The organism is Pantoea sp. E956-1, assembly GCF_982223955.1.
This window is the reverse complement of sequence record NZ_CEUYZP010000115.1, coordinates 1-381: the sequence shown is the minus strand read 5'-3', so window position 1 is coordinate 381 and position 381 is coordinate 1. Positions and strand designations below refer to the sequence as shown.

The 381-nt window shown below is 55.1% G+C and carries 1 protein-coding gene; it reads left to right on the top strand.

Annotated features, from left to right (window positions below):
- Positions 1 to 110: 110 nt before the first annotated feature.
- Positions 111 to 381, top strand: a 271-nt coding sequence (locus AC0T7J_RS25525; RefSeq protein WP_473798628.1) for a COG4315 family predicted lipoprotein, incomplete at its 3' end; no start/stop codon positions are given.

Sequence of the window (381 nt, the reverse complement as noted above, 5' to 3'; positions counted from 1 at the left end):
GATAACGGAATTATTGCAGTCGTGTGACAGTATTTCAGGCGCGCAACATTTGCACCCATCCTCGACTAAGCTCTAAGTCCGAATCCTGATAACCACAAAAGAAGGTTTCCATGACTCAGATGACTGCTTCGTTCAAAGCCCTGCTGATGGCTGCCGCCCTGACATTGCCGGGGCTGGCCATGGCGGCCGATCCGGCGATGGAAAAGGACGGCATGTACACCGATCAAAAGGGCATGACCCTGTACACCTTTGCCAAGGACTCCGCTGGCAAGTCCGCGTGCAATGACAAGTGCGCGGCAAACTGGCCGCCGCTAATGGCGACAGCGAATGACAAGTCGATGGGGGACTGGACGGTAATCACTCGTGATGATGGCAGCAAGC